Below are 16,938 nucleotides of genomic sequence, written 5' to 3' on the forward strand. Positions count from 1 at the left end.
GATTAAGAATAAAAGAATCTTTTTCCATATTGTATCACTACATACCAGAGTTGGCAAGTCATTCCTGCCTGAATTGGCGCAAAGACCCAGACCAACCATTTGGAACCAATGGTTGGTCTAGGTCTTTGCGTCTTTTTTCTAGGACGGGAACGAAAAAACGCCCCAAAAAGTGGAAAAATTCTGTGGATGGAGGGATAAATCCCGCAACACCCACAACAAAATATTCATTTTGTCTCTAATGGACAAAGCCCAGCCGATTGAGTTCCCGGGCATGTTCCGCCCCTGAGGTCACCAAGTAAATGCGGGTGGTCTCGATGCTGGAATGGCCCAGAACATCCGCCAGCTTGGCAATGTCCCGGCTGACCTGATAAAAGGCCGTGGCGAACAGGTGGCGCAGGTTGTGGGGAAACACCTTGGATGCCTCCACCCCCGCTTTTTGGCACAGCTGCTTCATTTCCGCCCAAATTTGTCCCCTGGTCATCCCTCTCCCGCTTCTGGTGATAAAAATTTCACCGGAGGCGATTTTGTTTTTCTTGGCATACTTCAGCAGCTTTCTACACAGCTTCCCAGGCAACAAAATGACCCGAATCTTCCCTTTCAGCGAGATTTCCGCTCTGCCCCTCTGGGCCGCCTCCACCGTGAGGTATCGCACCTCGGACACCCGCACGCTGGTGGCGGCGATGCTCTCCAGCACCAGTCCCAGCCGTGTTTTCCCCAACCGGTGGGCGGTGTCCGTTAAGTTCTGGTACTCTGCACGGCTCAACTCCCGCTGGCTCTCCCGAAATACCCGCCGCTGAATGTTCACATACTTGACTTGGCACCCCGTCCACCCAGCAAAGCGAAAAAAGCTGTGCAGAGAGGCCAGCATGGAATTGACGGTGACAGGGGCATATCCCTGCTCCAGCAGATATCCCTTCCATGCCGCCACCTGTTCCTTTTCCACCCCTCTTCCTCCTAGCCAGGTACGAAAAGCCTTGATGTCTCGCATATATTTTTCTTGGGTACCCTGTGCCCGTTCCTCTCGGCGCAGCCAAGCTTGGTATTCTTTCACCTGTTGTGTGGTCATGTGATATTCCGGCATATTCATCCAGCTCCTTTCCTATCTTTCTATCATGCCACAATTTCAGGAGTACATGCCCTATTTTTGCATAAAAAAGCCTTCCCAGTGTCACCTGGGAAGGCTTTTTGAATCACACTTCCATGATTACAGGGAGAATCATGGGATTGCGTTTGGTTTTCTTGTAGAGGAAGTTGGACAAATTCCCCTTGATCTCCGATTTGATGGTGGACCAGTCCCGGATGTGGCGATCCTGGCAGGTGTTCAGGGCATCCACCGCCACCTGGCGCAGATCATCCATGAGAGCCTCGGACTCCTTGACATACACAAAGCCGCGGGTGATGATATCGGGACCGGAGATGACCTGTCCGTCCTCGCCGGACATGGACACCACCACCACGATCATGCCGTCCTGGGCCAGGTGCTGGCGATCCCGCAACACCACGGCCCCCACGTCACCCACGCCGTAGCCGTCCACAAACACCTTGCCGGAAGGTACGGTGCCGTTGATACGGGCGTGCTTCTGGGTAATCTCGATGACCTTACCCACGTCGCTGATGATGATATTTCGAGGGTCCATACCCATGCTGCGAGCCAGCTTGGCATGGGTTTTCAGCATGCGCTGTTCCCCGTGGACGGGGATGAAGTACTTGGGCCGCACCAGAGCATGAACGATTTTCAGCTCATCCTGGCAGGCGTGGCCGGAGACGTGGAGGGGCAGTTCCCGCTCATTGACCACCTCGGCATCCCGGCGGTACAGCTCGTTAATGACGTTGCCAATGGCATTCTCGTTGCCGGGAATGGCAGAGGCAGACAAAATCACCCGGTCACCCGCCTGAATCTCCACCTGACGGTGGGTGTTAAAGGCCATGCGGGTGAGGGCGGACATGGTCTCGCCCTGGCTGCCGGTGGTGATGATACACACCCTGTTTTTGGGCATGCCCTTAATCTGGTTGATATCCACCACGGTGCCGGCGGGTACCTGCATATAACCCAGCTCGGTGGACACCCGCATGACATTTTCCATGCTGCGCCCGGTCACCGCCACCTTGCGGCCATACTTGGCGGCCACGTTGATGATCTGCTGGATGCGGTCCACGTTGGAGGCAAAGGTGGTGACAATGATGCGCTGGTCACAGGTACGGAACAGCGCCTCAAAGGAGGCTCCGACGCTGGACTCACTCTTGCTGTACCCCGGGCGTTCCACGTTGGTGGAGTCGGCCAACAGGGCCAGAACCCCCTCTCGGCCCAGCTCGCCCAGGCGGGTCAGGTCAGCCATGCCACCCTGAATGGGGGTGGGGTCAATCTTAAAGTCGCCGGTGTGCACCACCGTGCCCAGAGGGCAGCGGATGGCGAAGGCCACGGCATCGGCGATGGAGTGGTTGATGTGGATGAACTCCACGGTAAATTTGCCAGCCCGCACCGTCTCCCCGGCCTCGCAGGTGATGAGCTTGACCTTCTTGTCCAGACGGTGCTCCTCCAGCTTCAGCCGGATGAGGCCAGCGGACATACGGGTGGCATAGATGGGCACGTTCACATCCCGCATCAGATAGGGAATGGCGCCGATGTGGTCCTCGTGGCCGTGGGTGATGAAGATGGCCCGGATGCGGTCCCGGTTCTGGATCAGGTAGGTGAAGTCGGGGATGACCACGTCCACGCCGTACATCTCGTCGTCGGGGAAGCCCATGCCCACGTCCACCACAATGATGTCGTTCCCGTACTCGTACACGGTGAGGTTCTTGCCGATCTCGTTGAGACCGCCAAGAGAGATAATTTTCAATTTTTCTGCCATAAATACTCCTTTACGTCGTTGATTACTCATTCTGTCGATATGCGTATCTATGGGCGCTGTGGGCGCACTCCCCCCTTGGGGGTTTCGGGTATTCACCTCCCCTTGAGGTGAGTATGCCCGAAATGAGGTTCTGATTTCCGGCAAAAGGGCAAAAAAGTCCCTTTTGTGCGCAGGCAAAAAGCGCCGTCGTCCCTTCCCCCTGTTTTGGCCCTGTCTCGCCCAACAGAAGGATGGCCGGCCGCCTTTCCCTGCGCTTGCGCTCTATCTCGTTTCTCTATCACAAGCGGGCCCACACGCCTCGCTTTACGCCGTATCCAAACCGCTCAACTCAACCCAATCGGGGAGGAGCTTGTTCAAGCAAGTATATCATACATTCATGGCAAAGTACAGTGTTTTTTGTCTGCCGGGAGTAGCCCTCTTCACTCCTTCTTGGTCTGGGCCAAGGTCAAGGCCACCACTTCCTCCGCCCCGCCCTGGAGCAGGCAGGCGGCACACTCCTCCAACGTGGCCCCGCTGGTGGCCACGTCGTCCACCAGCACAATGTGTTTTCCTGCCACGTCCGCATCTTCCCGCATCTGGTAGGCCCCGGCCACATTGGCCCGTCGAGCGGATGGGGAGACAATGCGGGACTGCTGGCGGGTGTGGCGCACCTTGTCCAGAGTGGACACCACCTCCAGCCCCGTCAGCTCCCCCACTCGCTGGGCCAGCAGTTGGGACTGGTCATAGCCCCGCCGGTTCAGTTTCTTGGATGACAGCGGCACCCAGGTGATGCAATCCACGGGCTCACCCCAATGATCGGTCAGGCACTGGGCCATGAGCAACCCAAATACCTGGGCATAATCCTGGCCACCCCAAAACTTATAGCGGTGCATCCCCCGGCGCACTCCGTCCTGGTAATACAACGGTGACAGGCAGGCGCGGCAGAAGTCCACCCGCTTTCCATCTCCCGGACACCAGGGCAGGATGCTCTGGCAGTGATGGCACATGCCCTCCTTCTCCCAGATCTCCAACACCCGTCCGCAGAAGGGACAGCGAGGCGGGTAGATCAGCCGAGTCATCCATGTTTTCCAGTCCATCTCTTCCCACCCCCTTTCCCGTCGAATTACGTCGAATGTGTTGGTAAAAAAAGGACGCAGCCGGTGGCTGCGTCCTTTTGAATGCTTGGGAAATGGATTACTGAGCGTACAGCTCGATGAGCTTCTGCAGGTGCTCCCAGCGCTCCATAGCGGCCTTCTCGTTCTTCTCGAACAGCTCCTGAGCGCGCTCGGGGAAGGAACGGGTCAGGGAGGAGTAGCGAGCCTCGTTCATCAGGAACTCCTGATAGCCGCCAGCGGGGGCCTTGGAGTCCAGAGTGAAGGGGTTCTTGCCCTGCTCCTTGAGCATGGGGTTGTAGCGGAAGAGGTTCCAGTAGCCACAGGCCACGGCCTTCTTCATCTCGCTCTGGCAGTTGGTCATGCCGCCCTTGATGGAGTGCATCTCGCAGGGAGCATAGCCGATGATGAGGGAGGGACCATGATAGGCCTCAGCCTCACGGATGGCAGCCAGGGTCTGGTTGGGGTTGGCACCCATGGCAACCTGAGCCACGTAGACGTAGCCGTACTGCATGGCGATCTCAGACAGGCTCTTCTTACCCACGGTCTTACCGGCAGCGGCGAACTGAGCCACCTGGCCGATGTTGGTGGACTTGGAAGCCTGTCCGCCGGTGTTGGAGTACACCTCGGTGTCGAAGACGAAGACGTTGACATCCTCGCCGGAAGCCAGGACGTGGTCCAGACCGCCGTAACCGATGTCGTAAGCCCAGCCGTCGCCGCCGAAGATCCACACGGACTTCTTCACCAGCAGGTCGGACATCTCCACGACCTGACGGCAAGCGTCGCAGTCGCAAGCCTTAGCCAGCTCCAGCAGCTTGGCGGAAGGCTCCTTGGAACCCTCGCCCTCGTCGCGCTTGGCCAGCCACTCAGCGGCAGCAGCCTTCAGCTCGTCGCTGGCGCAGTCAGCGGTGGTCAGGCCGGTGACAACTTCCACCAGCTTCTCACGACGCTGCTTGACACCAACCAGCATGCCCAGACCGTGCTCGGCGTTGTCCTCGAACAGGGAGTTGGCCCAAGCGGGACCCTTGCCCTCGGCGTTGGTGCAGTAGGGAGAGGTAGCAGCGGGACCGCCCCAGATGGAGGAACAACCGGTGGCGTTGGAAACATACATACGATCGCCGCACACCTGGGTGACCAGACGGGCGTAAGCGGTCTCGGCACAGCCAGCGCAGGAGCCAGAGAACTCCAGCAGGGGCTGCTTGAACTGGCTGTCCTTGACGGTGGCAACGCTCTCCACGTCCTTCTTGGGGGCAACCTTGGCCACCAGGTAGTCGAAGGTGGGCTGCTTGGGCAGCTCCTGCTCCATGGGAACCATGGTCAGGCTCTTGGTGGGACACACGCCCACGCACACGGCGCAGCCCATACAATCCAGAGCGGACACAGCCAGAGTGTACTTGTACACGCCCTTGCCAGCGCCAGCCTTGAAGTCCACAGCCACGGTGCCCTCGGGAGCAGCGGCCAGCTCGGCATCAGTGATGGCGAAGGGACGGATGGTGGCGTGGGGGCAGACGTAGGAGCACTGGTTACACTGGACACAGGTCTCGTGGTTCCAGGCGGGCACGGTGACGGCCACGCCGCGCTTCTCGTAAGCGGCAGCGCCCTGCTGGAAGGTGCCGTCCACGCAATCCACAAACTTGGAGACGGGCAGGGAGTCGCCGTCCATCTTGTTGACGGGCTCCATGATGTTCTCCACCTGAGCCACCAGCTCGGCCTTGCCCTCGTAGTTGTGAGCAACGACAGCCTCCTCGGCAGTAGCCCAGTCGGCGGGCACGTCCACCTTCACGAAGGCGGTGGCGCCCAGGTCGATGGCCTTGTGGTTCATGTCAACCACGTCCTGGCCCTTCTTCAGGTAGGACTTGGTGGCAGCTTCCTTCATGTAGCGAATGCCGTCCTCCTGGGGCATGACGTTGGCCAGAGCGAAGAAGGCGGACTGGAGAATGGTGTTGGTGCGCTTGCCCATGCCAATCTCGATAGCCAGGTCGATGGCGTTGATCATGTACAGCTGGATGTTGTTCTGAGCGATGTAGCGCTTGGAAGCGGCATCCAGGTGGTGGTTCAGCTCGTCGAAGTTCCACTGGCAGTTGACCAGGAACACGCCGCCGGGCTTGACGTCACGGACGATGGGGAAGCCCTTGGTGATGTAGCTGGGCACGTGGCAGGCCACGAAGTCAGCCTTGTTGATGTAGTAGGGGCTACGGATAGCCTTGTCACCGAAGCGCAGGTGGGAGATGGTCACGCCGCCAGTCTTCTTGGAGTCGTACTGGAAGTAAGCCTGCACGTTCTTGTCGGTGTGGTCGCCGATGATCTTGATGGAGTTCTTGTTGGCGCCCACGGTACCGTCGCCGCCCAGACCCCAGAACTTGCACTCGATGGTGCCCTCGGCAGCAGTGTTGGGAGAGGGCTTCTCCTCCAGGGACAGGTGGGTCACGTCGTCCTTGATGCCCAGAGTGAACAGACGCTTGGCGTCAGCCTTGGTCATCTCCTCGTACACAGCGAACACGCTGGCGGGGGGAGTGTCCTTGGAGCCCAGACCGTAACGGCCACCGATGACACGGATGTCGTTGCGGCCGCCGTTGGCCAGAGCAGTCACCACGTCCAGGTACAGAGGCTCGCCCTGAGCGCCGGGCTCCTTGGTGCGGTCCAGCACAGCGATCTGCTTGCAGGTGGCGGGGATGGCAGCCAGCAGCTTGTCGGCACGGAAAGGACGATACAGACGCACCTTCACCAGACCCACCTTCTCGCCGTGAGCGTTCAGGTAGTCGATGACTTCCTCGGCCACGTCGCAGATGGAGCCCATGGCGATGATGACGCGGTCAGCGTCGGCAGCGCCGTAGTAGTTGAACAGCTGATAGTTGGTGCCCAGCTTCTCGTTGACCTTGCCCATGTACTCCTCCACGATCTCGGGAACGGCATCGTAGTAGGGGTTGGAGGCCTCACGGTGCTGGAAGAAGATGTCGCCGTTCTCGTGAGAACCACGCATCACGGGGTGATCGGGGTTGAGGGCGCGGGCGCGGAAAGCAGCCACGGCGTCCATGTCGCACATCTCGGCCAGATCCTCATAATCCCACACGGCAACCTTCTGGATCTCGTGAGAGGTACGGAAGCCGTCGAAGAAGTTGATGAAGGGGACGCGGCTCTTGATGGTGGCCAGGTGAGCCACAGCAGACAGGTCCATAACCTCCTGGGGGTTGGACTCAGCCAGCATGGCAAAGCCGGTCTGACGGCAGGCCATAACGTCGGAGTGATCGCCAAAGATGTTCAGAGCATGGCTGGCCACGGTACGGGCGGAGACATGGAACACGGTGGGCAGCAACTCACCGGCAATCTTGTACATGTTGGGGATCATCAGCAGCAGGCCCTGAGATGCGGTGTAGGTGGTGGTCAGGGCGCCAGCGGCCAGAGAGCCGTGGACGGTACCGGCAGCGCCGGCCTCGGACTGCATCTCCACAACCTTCACGGTCTGGCCGAAGATGTTCTTCCGACCAGCAGCGGCCCACTGATCCACATTGTCCGCCATGGGGCTGGACGGAGTGATGGGGTAAATACCCGCAACCTCTGTGAATGCGTAGGACACGTGAGCGGCAGCGGTGTTGCCGTCCATAGTTTTGAACTTACGTGCCATTTTCGTTTCCTCCTTTTGCTTCTCAGCAAAGAGCGCTGAGGCATCTGAATTCCGAATACACCTCAGTCTACCACATTTCTCCTATAAATTCAATGAAAAATTCCACATTTTATTGGAAAGCCCTACAATGTCCTCTTCCGTTTTTTGGCTAACATGAATCTGATACCTTGCACTGGACAAACCCCCGTGGTATGATAATGAACGAAGAATTTTTGTTACGTTTTTCACGAAGAGGTGTAGCCCCTTATGGTGTGCAATTTACTCTCTCTGGGCCTGAGCGGCATCCGTGGCTACCCGGTGACGGCAGAATGTGCCCTCACCGGAGGTTTACCCGCCTTCGACGTGGTGGGTCTGCCCGATGCGGCGGTGAAGGAATCCCGGGAGCGAGTGCGCTCGGCCATCCGCGCCAGCGGCTTTGACTTCCCCGTCTCCCGCATCACCGTCAACCTGGCCCCTGCCGACCGGAAAAAGGTGGGCACCGTGTATGACCTGCCCATTTTGCTGGGCATTCTCTCCGCCAGCGGGCAACTTCCTTTGAAGGGCTATGGCGACGCCGCCTTTTTGGGGGAACTGTCCCTGTCCGGCGGGCTGCGCGCGGTGTCCGGGGTGCTGCCCATGGCCTTGGCCGCCGCCCGCTGCGGGGTGCGCCGGCTCTTCGTCCCCGCCGACAATGCACCCGAGGCCACTTTGGCCCAGGGGGTAGAAGTATATGGAGTGGAAACGGTTGCACAGCTATGCGCCCACATCCGTGGGGAGGCCACCATACCCCCCGCCCAATCCTGGACCCCACCGGACACCCGCCCCACCGGCCCCGACTTCTCCGAGGTCAAAGGTCAGGAGGGAGCCAAACGGGCTTTGGAGGTGGCAGCCGCCGGAGGACACCATATTTTGATGACCGGCAGCCCGGGGGCGGGCAAGTCCATGATGGCCAAGCGCCTGCCCTCCATTCTCCCCGACCTCACCCGTGAAGAGGCCCTGGCCTGCACGGAAATTTACTCCGTGATGGGCCTGACCAGCCGGGAGCACCCCATGGTGCTCCGCCGCCCCTTCCGCTCCCCTCACCACACCATTTCCGCCGTAGGCATGGCCGGAGGCAGCGCCAACTTGCGCCCCGGGGAGATCTCCCTAGCCCACAATGGGGTGCTGTTTTTAGATGAGGTACCCGAATTTCACTCGGATGTGCTGGAGGTGCTCCGCCAGCCCCTGGAGGATGGGCAAACCCAGATCACCCGGGTATCCGGCTCGGTGACCTACCCCAGCCAATTCATGCTGGTGTGTGCCATGAACCCCTGCAAGTGCGGTTGGTACGGCCACCCCTCGGGGCGGTGTACCTGTTCCGAGCAGGCGGTGCGCCGGTATCAAAGCCGCATCTCGGGTCCCATGCTGGACCGCATTGACATCTGCGTGGATGTCCCCGCCCTGGATTACGACGAACTCACCGGACAGTCCGGCCCCGCCGAGTCCTCCGCCCACATCCGCGCCCGGGTCAACGCCGCCCGGGACATCCAACGACGCCGCTTTGGCCCCCAGGGGCCCACCTGCAACGCCCATATGGGACCTGTGGAACTAAAAGAATACTGCCAACTGGACGACGCCTGTCAGGCCATGATCCGAGGAGCCTATGAGAAGCTGGGCCTCACCGCCCGCAGCTATGACCGCATCCTCCGGGTGGCCCGCACCGTGGCAGACCTGGACGCCTCGGCCAACATTCAGCCCCATCATCTGGCGGAGGCCCTCCAGTATCGCCCACCCGAGCAACTCCAGATCTGACCCATACCCCCGGATTTCCCCAGCCCTTTACGACAACAATCTCAGTCCATAGGATGATATCATTGTGAAAGGATGGTCCGTAATGGTACAAAGAAAGGCAACTTCCACCAAGAAGAAAACCACTGGAAAAAAAGTGATGAACAAGAAGGTTCCTGCCAGCACCGCAGCGAAGAAAGCTTCCCCTGCGGCAGAGCCGGTGGATATTGTGAAGCAGGCCCCTGCCGCCCCTGTGGTGGAACAGGCTGCTCCCGTAGAGAAAAAGGTTCCCCCTGTGGCAGAGAAACCCGCTCCGGTGGAGAAAAAGGCTGCACCCGTGGTGGAGAAGCCCACTCCCGTGGAGAAGAAGGCTGCACCCGTGGTGGAGAAGCCCACTCCCGTGGAGAAGAAGGCTGCACCCGTGGTGGAGAAGCCCGTTTCTGTGGAGAAGAAGGCCACTCCCGCAGCCAAAAAAGCGACGTCCGCAACCAAGAAGGCTGCACCCGCCAAAAAGAAGGACGCCCCTGCGGCGAAGAAACCCGCTCCCGTGGCGGAAGCACCCATCCCCACCGTAGTAGAACCCGCTCCCATGGCAAAGGAACCCACACCTGTTGTAGAGGAGGCTATCCCTATGAGTGTTATGTCCAACCTGCCCCGGAGAAGTATCGCGTTCATTGGATCGGAATGTCATCCCTTTGTGAAAACCGGCGGACTGGGTGACGTGATGTACGCCCTGCCCCGTCAGCTGGTGAAGCTCAACTGTGACGTGCGGGTGATTCTGCCCCGCTACGCCTGCATCCCCCAGAAGTACCAGGATCAGATGGTATACCGGGGTGAATTTTACATGGACCTGGGCCACACCGGCCGCAACTATTACGTAGGCATCATGGAGTACATCTGCGACGGCGTGGTGTACGACTTCATTGACAACCAGGAGTTCTTCTCCAACGGCAACCCCTACACCAATCTGGTGGACGACATCCCCAAGTATTGCTTCTTCAGCAAGGCCGCTCTGGCCGCCCTGAACTACATGAACTGGATCCCCGACATCATCCACTGCCACGACTGGCAGGCCGGCCTGGTGCCTGTGTATCTGCGCACCCTGTTTGCCGACTCCCCGGTGGGTCGGGCCCGCTCCATCCTCACCATCCACAACCTGCGCTTCCAGGGCATTTACAACATCCCCACCATCAAGTATTGGTCCGGCCTGCCCGACCACGCCTTCCAGATGGGGGCTTTGAAGGACGGCTACCAGGACGCCAACATGCTCAAGGGCGGCATCGCCTACGCCGACCGGGTCACCACCGTCAGCGGCACCTACGCCTGGGAGATTCAGACCCCCGAGTACGGCGAGCACCTGGACGGCCACCTGCGCTACCACAGCGGCAAGCTGCGGGGCATTGTCAACGGCATTGACTATGACATGTGGAACCCCGCCACCGACCCCGCCCTGGTGGAAAACTACGACCTGGGCAACGTGCTGGAGCACAAGATGGCCAACAAGCTGGCCCTGCAGCGGGAGCTGGGTCTGGAGGAGGACGAGGGCAAGTTTGTCATCGGCCTCATCTCTCGGCTCACCAACCAGAAGGGTCTGGATCTGGTGCGGGATATCATCCCCCAGGTGCTGGACGGCAACACCCAGGTGGTGGTGCTGGGTACCGGAGACAAGGAGTATGAGGACACCTTCCGCTACTATGAGAACACCCACAAGGGCACCTTCGCCGCCTGCATCCAGTACGACGAGGCCCGGGCCCACCGCATTTACGCCGGTGCCGATGCCCTACTGGTGCCCTCCCGCTTCGAGCCCTGCGGCCTGACTCAGCTCAACGCCATGCACTACGGCACCCTGCCCATCGTCCGGGAGACCGGCGGATTGAAGGACACCGTGGCACCCTACAACCCCTTCACCGGAGACGGCAACGGCTTTACCTTCGACCGCTATGATGCGGGGCTGCTGCTGGACGCCATCAACCGGGCCAAGACCGAGTATTTCACCAACCGCTACCACTGGGACGAGGTGGTGCAGCGGGATATGGACAAGGACGTGTCCTGGGAAAACTCCGCCCGTCAGTACAAGGATCTGTATCTGGAACTGACCCAGTGGTAATGCGTGTTTTCAGGGGGAACGGGGCGAAAAACCGCCCCGTTCCCCCTAATGCAACTGGCAGTTGACAGATTTCCAACCCCTCTTGGTGGCGTGCCACCCCCCTTTTTGCTATCATCAAGCCATCAAAGCCGATGGGAGGCACAACCATGATTTTAGCCGACAAGATCACTAATTTGAGAAAAAAAGCCGGTTGGTCCCAAGAGGAGCTGGCCAATCAACTGGGCGTGTCCCGACAGTCTGTGTCCAAATGGGAGAGCGGGGCATCCATCCCCGACCTGGACAAAATTCTTCGCCTCAGTCAAATCTTTGAGGTGAGCACTGACTACCTGTTACGGGACGATCTGGAGCCCGATCTGCCCCAGGTCGAACCGGAACTTTCCCCCGCTTCCAGCACCCCCCAGGCTCCGGTGCAGCGCATCACCCTGGAGGAGGCCAATACCTATTTGGACACCGTGCGGGGTGTGGCCAGCAAAATTGCCCTGGGGGTGGCTCTGTGCATTCTCTCCCCCACGGTTCTGATGTACCTGGGCGGACTGTCCAGCGAAGAGGGCCGCTTCACTCTGTCCGAGCCTCTGGCTGGCGGGGTAGGTATCCTGGTGATGCTGGCCCTGGTGTCCGCCGCCGCGGCTCTGTTCCTCTTCTTCGGCAGCCGCCTGTCCCCCTACGAGCATTTGGACAGCCAGCCTGTGGAACTGGCCTATGGCGTGGACGGCGTGGTGAAAAAGCGTCAGGCCGAATACCAGCCCACCCACCTGATGCTGTTGGTGGTGGGTATTACCCTGTGTATCCTCAGTCTGGCCCCCCTGATGGTAGCTGTGGCCATCGACGAGGATGGCATGGCTCCCATTTTGGGCATCATCCTCATGTTTGTGGTGGTGGCGGTGGGAGTGTTCCTGCTGGTGCGCACCTGCATCATCGCCGGCAGCTTCCAGCGTCTGCTGGAGACCGGGGACTACACCCGGGAGCATAAGCGAGAGGAGAACAGCTCCCTGGCCACCATCTACTGGGGTCTGGTGACGGCTCTCTACCTGGGCTGGAGCTTCTGGACCATGGCCTGGGACCGCACTTGGATCGTGTGGCCGGTGGCCGCGGTGCTGTACGCCCCGGTACGGTCTGTGGCCGGACTGCTGAGCAAGAAATAAATTTTTCCATCCCTTCTCAGATTCAAAATGAATGTGAGAAGGGATATTTTTTTGTCTCTTTTCTTTCATGCTACCTTGTTGCAAATTCAATCATCTGGTATACTAGGTTTATCTACTTTACTCACTTTATGGTAGCTGTATGGAAAGGGGCGAGGTCATGTACAAACTTGCTTTGTGTGATGATGAGCGATTTGCCCGGGAGCAAATCCTGCTGTTGCTTCGCCACTTCCAGGAAGAGTATCCAGAGCATTTGGAGATCGCCCAATTTTCCAGCGGCGAGGAACTGCTGGAGCATATGGCCCCGGACACACAGATTCTCCTTCTGGACATCAAAATGGGTGGCCTATCCGGCATGGACACCGCCCGAAAACTGCGGGAGCGTCACCCCCAACTGTGCATTCTGTTTATCACCACCATGACCCAGTGCGCCCTGGAGGGGTATGACGTCCACGCCTTTGGCTTCCTGGTCAAGCCGGTGCAGTATGAATCTCTGGCCCGCCAGCTCAAAGATGCCATCACCATGCTCTCCCACCAGCGGGGACAGACCATCTCCCTGAAACGTCAGGACTCTCTGGCTGTGTTTTACAGCAACGATATTTTGTACTTTGAGGTGTATGGGCGCACCATGTTGGTGGTCTCCACCCACGGGCAGGAAACCTTCAACATTCCCTTGCGAGATGTGGAACGTCAAGTGGCTGGCATGGGGTTTTTGCGCTGCCATAAGAGTTTTCTAGTCAACGCCTTCCACATTCAGAAAATTGGCCTGACCTCCGTGTTTTTGTCCAACGGGCAGGAAATTGCCCTGAGCAAGCACCGGCGTGCTCAATTTCTCCTGGAGTACAGCCAATACATACGAGGGCTGGTGTAAGTATGGGGGTACGCATTTTTCTAGCCATTCTACAAATTGGACTGTCCATCTGGATCTTCTCTCCCATTGCCCCCAACGGTACCATCTCTGTACGTCGAAAAAGGTTATCATACCTGATTATTCTCGCTCTGTCCCCCCTTTTTCTGGGCCTGGAGACGGCATATCCCGCTCTTATGAGTTGGATGGGCAATGCAGCACAGTTTCTCTACCGAGTAGGCATTTATACGCTGTATCTCATAGTCTCCAAAGGAAAATCCTGGGATGTATCGCTGCACATCTCCATGGTTATTACATCCATATTTACCGCCTGTCAGATTATTATCCAAGCTCTGTTGTCATCGGTCGGTGTCAATCCCTTGTATAACCTGTTGTATCTCCTGGTCATCCCCCTGGCCTACAAAATCTTGCCTCTGCGGACACAGAACGTCATCTTGCTGGATCTGCGTCTGTCCGTGACGTTAATTTTTCTGTGTATGCTCTATACCAAAACGTCCTTTTTCAAAGTGACCATTTCCTCTCCGGTAAACACCAATGCGGACAGTTTTTTCTTCTACCTTATATTGCTTCACGCGTTCTTCATCGCATTTCTGTTGCTCATGGAACGGTACGGGCATCGTCTCCAGCAAATCGAAGCCGAGTACACCCAGCAAAAGACCAGCGAGTTTTTACAAAACAGCTTGGAATCCCAACAGGCTGCCGTGCGAGAACTGCGATCCATTCACCACGACATCAAAAACCACCTGCTCATGATTCAGCAACTGGCACAGGAGGATCACGCCCCATCCGTGAGCCATTACACCACACATTTGCTAGGTCAAATGACCTCTTGTGACCACTACATCGACACCGGAAATCGCTATCTCAATGCCCTTTTGGACCAAAAATATCGCCAAGCCACCGCCCTGCAAATTCACATGGACGTAGCTGTGGACTTCCGTCCCCTGTCCCATATGCAGCCCGTAGACATTTGCACCATATTTTCCAACGCATTGGACAACGCCATGGAGGCCTGTGAAAAAATACCCTCCCATGACACCCGTTCCATTTCCATCAAAGGGGTGTTGTCAGCCGGTTATTTGTTTATCACCATTCAAAACACCTACTGCGGTACCGTTACCTTCCACGGCGATCTTCCCGTGACCAGCAAAAGTGCCCCCCACCGACATGGTATGGGCCTATCCAACATCCGAAAAGCAGCCGCTGGCTATCAGGGCATCGTAAAAACCAGTGTTGATCCCGAGTTTTTTACCCTCACTCTCATGTTTCCTATCCCGTCTGTCGAAGATACCTAAAGCTCCATTCCCACGTACAACAACCGCACAAAGCTGCACCGCGGAAACTGGTTTCCACGGTGCAGCTTTGTGTCTTTTTCGATTGGTACTGCGTTGGATTACGCAAAGCGGATCTGTCCATAGAGACAGGCACCCAGAGCGGCGATAAAGCCCATCAAAATGGCACCCAGCCAGATATTACCCGTCTTGCGGTAGAGATAGGTATTTCCGCCCGCACCCAAAATCATTCCAATGGGCATGCCCCAGATTCGGGTGATGGGAATCCCCCAGCTGGCAAAGAACGAACTGCCATGACCGACCTGAATTTGGAACACCGTCTCCAGAATATTTACCACAGAGATGGCTCCCGCAGCCAGCAAAATGTTTACGGCCACAGCAATGGCGGTGTCCTTGGACTCATTGCCGGTGGAGGGAAGACGGCGCTCCACGCACATGCCCACTGCGGCCACGGCAAAGCACAGAGCCCAAACGATCATATAGGGGATGTAGTAGACAAACTTATACCCCGCAATGGGTTTATAACCCCAGAAGAGGCAGTAAAAGTCCGTTCCAAAAATGCCTTTCTGGATAAGCAGGTAAGTCCAGCCCACGGCCACCACAATGCCCGCCAGCAGCAGGGCCTTTCCGATGAGTTCCAGCGTGCGCTTGGCGCCACCCTCAATGGTCACGCCGTAATCCTGGAACGTAGCCCCAAAGTTCTTCTTGCCCCAGGTCTTGTGGTAGAGGACAAACATCAGTGCACCAAAGATGTTGAGCACAATAATCAAGCTGAATGCAATGTTGGTAAACCATACGGAAAACAGAGGAATCAATGCCTCTTTGCCGGAAGAGCTGGCCAGAAGGGACATAAGGCCAAAGGAACCGGTGTACAGGGCCAGCACGGGGAAAACCAAAGCCAGCACAACACTGATGGCCAAAGGTACGCCCCGCATACCGATGTTCCGGGGCAGAGGCTGCTTGATGATGGCCAAAGTAGGAATCTTGTCGATGAGCATGAGAGCCAGACAGATGAGGCAGCAGACAAAGCACACCATGCCCACCATACCTGTGATGTCCTTCCACATCCAAATCTGCTCACTGCCGTCGATGGGATTGGGCACCTCAAAGGCAGCTTGGGTAAAGTTGAGGATTTCTTCAATATGCGCCGGAGTGGTAAAGGCGGCTTCGTGGACCTGATCTGGAATCAGGGCCAGTTTTCCCGCATTGCTCTCTTCAAAGGAGCCGTACAGCTGGCCAGGAACCAGTTCCCCGTCCACAGACACCCCGTTATACTCCAGCATGGTCTGGGTCATGTTGATAAAATCTGCGGGTTGGCCCGACTTATCCGCTGTACCCAGAAGGAAGAGCAGGTTTCCGTGGTAGTAGTTCTCTTCGGTTACCGCCGTTTGGAACGTCATGCCGCCGCCATCGGAGAACATGGCCACATTGGGCTGATACTTCAAGGCCATGGCCAAGCAGGTATCACTGCCCAGAGAATGTCCCCCCATGGCCCACCGCGTGTCATCCACAAAGGGCAGGGACAGCAAATACTGAGTGAACGCATCAGGAATGGAGGGGTCAAACTCTCCGCCTTCCATACTAAACTCACTGTCTCCAGCTCCCATATTGTCCGGGGCCAAACATACGAAGCCACGGCGGGCAAACTCCACCGCCCAGGACTCATGGTTTCGTGCGCTACCCGACAGGCCATGATACATCATAATGGCTGGAGCTGGAGTCTCATCGGTGGCGTTGGCGGGGACATACAGCAGCGCGCTGTACCGTAGGCCGTCATTTCCCACCAGATTGATCCGGGTAATCTTCACATTACCCCACCCTGTGATCACTCCTCAGTTCACCACTGAGATCAAGATGAGTAGCACCAAGCTTACGAGAAACGCCCTGGTGCTTTTGCGTGTGGCGGATGATTTTTGGTTGGTCATCTTTTTTCCTCCTCGTTTCTTTTCTAATGTGGGCCATCCGTGGTCCACGCCCCATTTTGGAGAAATCGCATAATCTAAGGTCGCATTCTGTATGTGCTCTTGTGAAATTCTCCATGGGATTTCATGGCCCCATTATATGGATCCTTGCTTTCTTGTTCAATAACTGTGGCACAACCGTGCACAGAACTGCTTCAACCGGCCATTCGCCTTGGATAACAGGGTGTTTTTTTGTCATAACCGGCCCTTGATTTCACTCCCCGTAACACGCCCCCACCTCCACGACACACCCTCACACCCCG

General features: G+C 57.6%; 11 protein-coding genes. 6 read left to right on the forward strand and 5 right to left on the reverse strand.

Annotation, left to right across the window (positions count from 1 at the left end; genetic code table 11):
- On the forward strand, positions 1–239 hold a 239-nt coding region (locus B5G37_RS15535), incomplete at its 5' end, for a hypothetical protein (protein WP_204217883.1).
- On the opposite strand, the gene B5G37_RS06440 is transcribed toward B5G37_RS15535, so the two are convergent.
- The 4 genes from B5G37_RS06440 to nifJ all read right to left on the reverse strand — a co-directional run bounded on the left by B5G37_RS06440 (position 236) and on the right by nifJ (position 7,562).
- Positions 236–1,081, reverse strand: a complete 846-nt coding sequence (locus tag B5G37_RS06440; protein WP_087255772.1) for a tyrosine-type recombinase/integrase — start codon at positions 1,079–1,081, stop codon at positions 236–238. The two genes, B5G37_RS15535 and B5G37_RS06440, sit on opposite strands and share 4 nt — an antisense overlap.
- A 109-nt stretch (positions 1,082–1,190) precedes the next feature.
- Entirely contained in the window at positions 1,191–2,849 is a 1,659-nt protein-coding gene (locus B5G37_RS06445) for a ribonuclease J (protein ID WP_143482887.1), read from the reverse strand.
- A 419-nt stretch (positions 2,850–3,268) separates the two neighbouring features.
- Positions 3,269–3,925 (reverse strand): ComF family protein, encoded by a 657-nt coding sequence (locus B5G37_RS06450; RefSeq protein ID WP_087255660.1) that lies wholly within the window; start codon positions 3,923–3,925, stop codon positions 3,269–3,271.
- A gap of 97 nt (positions 3,926–4,022) precedes the next feature.
- Positions 4,023–7,562, reverse strand: coding sequence for a pyruvate:ferredoxin (flavodoxin) oxidoreductase (nifJ, locus tag B5G37_RS06455; RefSeq protein ID WP_087255662.1), 3,540 nt, complete (start codon positions 7,560–7,562; stop codon positions 4,023–4,025).
- A gap of 246 nt (positions 7,563–7,808) precedes the next feature.
- Between nifJ and B5G37_RS06460 the strand changes: the two genes are divergently transcribed.
- From B5G37_RS06460 to B5G37_RS06480, 5 genes are all read left to right on the forward strand, one after another.
- Complete coding sequence (locus B5G37_RS06460; RefSeq protein ID WP_087255664.1) at positions 7,809–9,332, forward strand: YifB family Mg chelatase-like AAA ATPase; 1,524 nt, start codon at positions 7,809–7,811, stop codon at positions 9,330–9,332.
- Positions 9,333–9,414: 82 nt separating this feature from the next.
- Positions 9,415–11,415 (forward strand): glycogen/starch synthase, encoded by a 2,001-nt coding sequence (locus B5G37_RS06465; RefSeq protein WP_242962792.1) that lies wholly within the window; start codon positions 9,415–9,417, stop codon positions 11,413–11,415.
- A 146-nt stretch (positions 11,416–11,561) separates the two neighbouring features.
- Positions 11,562–12,557 (forward strand): helix-turn-helix transcriptional regulator, encoded by a 996-nt coding sequence (locus B5G37_RS06470; protein WP_087255666.1) that lies wholly within the window; start codon positions 11,562–11,564, stop codon positions 12,555–12,557.
- Positions 12,558–12,714: 157 nt separating this feature from the next.
- Complete coding sequence (locus B5G37_RS06475; protein ID WP_158099360.1) at positions 12,715–13,425, forward strand: LytTR family DNA-binding domain-containing protein; 711 nt, start codon at positions 12,715–12,717, stop codon at positions 13,423–13,425.
- A gap of 2 nt (positions 13,426–13,427) precedes the next feature.
- Entirely contained in the window at positions 13,428–14,717 is a 1,290-nt protein-coding gene (locus B5G37_RS06480) for a sensor histidine kinase (protein WP_087255668.1), read from the forward strand.
- 98 nt (positions 14,718–14,815) lie between these two features.
- Here the strand turns inward: B5G37_RS06480 and B5G37_RS06485 are convergent, their stop codons facing one another.
- Positions 14,816–16,522 (reverse strand): alpha/beta fold hydrolase, encoded by a 1,707-nt coding sequence (locus B5G37_RS06485; protein ID WP_087255670.1) that lies wholly within the window; start codon positions 16,520–16,522, stop codon positions 14,816–14,818.
- Between the last annotated feature and the right edge of the window lie 416 nt (positions 16,523–16,938).

This window comes from Pseudoflavonifractor sp. An85 (assembly GCF_002161235.1).
In the GTDB taxonomy this organism is placed as follows: Bacteria; Bacillota; Clostridia; order Oscillospirales; family Oscillospiraceae; genus Enterenecus.

What these genes read in the sequence shown, in the direction of transcription:
- B5G37_RS06460 (WP_087255664.1), top strand. Translation starts at nt 7,809, where the DNA reads ATGGTGTGCAATTTACTCTCTCTGGGCCTGAGCGGCATCCGTGGCTAC.
- B5G37_RS06450 (WP_087255660.1), bottom strand. Translation starts at nt 3,925, where the DNA reads ATGGACTGGAAAACATGGATGACTCGGCTGATCTACCCGCCTCGCTGT.
- B5G37_RS06440 (WP_087255772.1), bottom strand. Translation starts at nt 1,081, where the DNA reads ATGCCGGAATATCACATGACCACACAACAGGTGAAAGAATACCAAGCT.
- B5G37_RS06480 (WP_087255668.1), top strand. Translation starts at nt 13,428, where the DNA reads ATGGGGGTACGCATTTTTCTAGCCATTCTACAAATTGGACTGTCCATC.
- B5G37_RS06470 (WP_087255666.1), top strand. Translation starts at nt 11,562, where the DNA reads ATGATTTTAGCCGACAAGATCACTAATTTGAGAAAAAAAGCCGGTTGG.
- B5G37_RS06465 (WP_242962792.1), top strand. Translation starts at nt 9,415, where the DNA reads ATGGTACAAAGAAAGGCAACTTCCACCAAGAAGAAAACCACTGGAAAA.
- B5G37_RS06445 (WP_143482887.1), bottom strand. Translation starts at nt 2,849, where the DNA reads ATGGCAGAAAAATTGAAAATTATCTCTCTTGGCGGTCTCAACGAGATC.
- B5G37_RS06475 (WP_158099360.1), top strand. Translation starts at nt 12,715, where the DNA reads ATGTACAAACTTGCTTTGTGTGATGATGAGCGATTTGCCCGGGAGCAA.
- nifJ (WP_087255662.1), bottom strand. Translation starts at nt 7,562, where the DNA reads ATGGCACGTAAGTTCAAAACTATGGACGGCAACACCGCTGCCGCTCAC.